Annotated in this window: 3 protein-coding genes; all 3 read left to right on the forward strand. The window is 53.1% G+C overall.

What is annotated here, in order from left to right; translation table 11 throughout:
• On the forward strand, positions 1-1,457 hold a 1,457-nt coding region (locus RT018_RS08460), incomplete at its 5' end, for a recombinase family protein (RefSeq protein ID WP_312940999.1).
• Positions 1,458-1,556: 99 nt separating this feature from the next.
• Positions 1,557-1,838, forward strand: a complete 282-nt coding sequence (locus RT018_RS08465; protein ID WP_312941001.1) for a DUF4314 domain-containing protein — start codon at positions 1,557-1,559, stop codon at positions 1,836-1,838.
• Between the two features lie 14 nt (positions 1,839-1,852).
• Positions 1,853-2,208: hypothetical protein (locus tag RT018_RS08470; protein ID WP_312941003.1), on the forward strand; the 356-nt coding region annotated here is incomplete at its 3' end.

Genomic DNA, 2,208 nt, shown 5'->3' on the forward strand with positions numbered 1-2,208 from the left:
CCGAAAAAATCGCCGCCCAGCAGGAGTGGACCATGGTGGATATGTTTGCGGACGAGGGTAAAACCGCAACCTCTACCAAAAAGCGCAAGGATTTTCTGCGGATGATCAAAGCCTGCGAAAAGGGCAAGGTGGATCTGATTATCACCAAATCGGTGTCCCGGTTCTGCCGGAATACACTGGACGGTCTGGATTATGTCCGCAGGCTCAAGCGGATGGGCGTGGGTGTTTTCTTCGAGAAAGAAAATGTCAACACCCTCTACATGGACAATGAGATGATTCTCACCTTTATGATGAGTCAGGCACAGGCCGAAAGCGAGTCTATGAGCGGAAACATCCGCTGGGGACACCGCAAAAATTTCAAGGACGGCAAGGTTTACTTCCATTATGCTGGATTTTTAGGCTACCGCAGAGGCGAGAACAATCTGCCTGAAATCGACCCGGAGGAAGCGGAAATTGTCCGCAGGATTTTTTCACGGTATCTGATTGGGCACAGCGTAGCAAAAATCATCGCAGACCTTGAGGCAGATGGCATCAAAACGGCGCGGGGGCATAAAAAGTGGAATGACGGCGTTATACGGGGGATGCTTCGAAACGAAAAATATATGGGGGACGCTCTGCTCCAGAAAACCTACATCGCAGACCTTTTTACCCGCCAGACTAAGAAGAACACCGGTGAGCTCCCCCAATATTACGTGGAAAACAGCCATCCCGCCATCATCGACCGGCTGACCTTTCAGCGGGTGCAGGAGGAAATGGCACGGCGCTCCAGCCTGAAAAAAGTCAGTACAGCCGCCAAGACCGAGCTTGCCAAATACAGCGGCAAATATGTGCTGACCGAGCTGTTATCCTGCGGGAACTGCGGCAGCCCTTACCGCAGGGTGACATGGACTAGACCGGAGGGTAAAAAAATTGTCTGGCGGTGCATCAACCGTCTGGAGAATGGTAAGAAGTTCTGCAAGGACGCCCCCACGCTGGAGGAAAGCCGGATTCACACTGCGGTGGTCAGTGCCATGAACGAAATGTTCAGTCAAAAGAGCTTGAAAGCGATTCTGCAGGACAGCATCCGAACAGCCCTTTTGCCGGAGAACGGCGAAACCAGCCTCGCAGCCATCGACAGCAGGCTGTCCCAACTGCGGGAACAGCAGTACAGGCTTCTCCAGCTTGCTGCCGCCGTGGGAGCGGATTCCACCCAATACGACGAGGAACTGAAAAAGGTCAGCATGGAATTCTCCGCACTGGTGGCCAAACGGAGCGAGCTGGAGAAAAATAAGCAGAATACCGAACAGGCGGATGAACGGGCGGAGCAGCTGGCCGCCGAGCTGGAAGCGGTGGACACCGGCATCACCACATTCGATGAGGTCACGGTGCGGCAGCTGATCAGTGCCATCACGGTACTCAGCGAAGAAAAACTGCTCATCCGTTTCAAGGACGGAACGGAGATTGAGCAGATCATATAAGGGCAACGGTAATCAGGTGCGGGGAAATATCCTGCGCCTGATTTTCTATATCCCATAAGTAGCTGAACACAAATTCAAAGCATATCAGGAGGAATGAAAATGTTTTTCGATTACCAAAAAGCACAGCGGATGAAGGAGCGGTATCCCAGCGAAACCCGTATCCGCCTCGACAGTATGGACGATCCCTACGCTCCCATTGCGCCGGGTACGGAAGGGACGGTAGATTTTGTGGATGACATCGGCACGCTTCACTGCACCTTTGACAATGGGCGCACCCTCGGTGTCGTTCCCGGAGAGGACAGCTTCTCGGTGCTCTCGCGTCCAGCACCGTCTGAGCCGGAGGAAAGTCCCACTCCGCAGTTCGGCATGAGGATGGAATGAAAGGAGGATGCACCGTGAAACGGATTACGACAGATGAACTTCGCACCATGACAGACCGTGAAGGATTGATTCTTCAAGGCTGCGGCGGGGAGCTTTCAGAATGGGTAAACGGCATCAACGAGCTGCTGACGCAGGAAGGCATCCTGCAAAACGGTGATATCTTCAAGGATGTTTTCGCTTTTGAGCATGACGGCTGCACCAATCTGCTGTTTTCCATGGAAAATGTGGATTTGCATATGGGAAAGCTCGCCATATGGCGTTTGCAGTCACACAGTGCTTTCGGCGGCACTTGGCTGAGTGATTATCTTCCCAACCGGCTGGGCGTTCATATGGATGAAGCAACTGCACCACAGGACGGCGGCCTTGAAAT

This window comes from Oscillibacter sp. (assembly GCF_032060045.1).
Lineage (GTDB): Bacteria > Bacillota > Clostridia > Oscillospirales > Oscillospiraceae > Oscillibacter.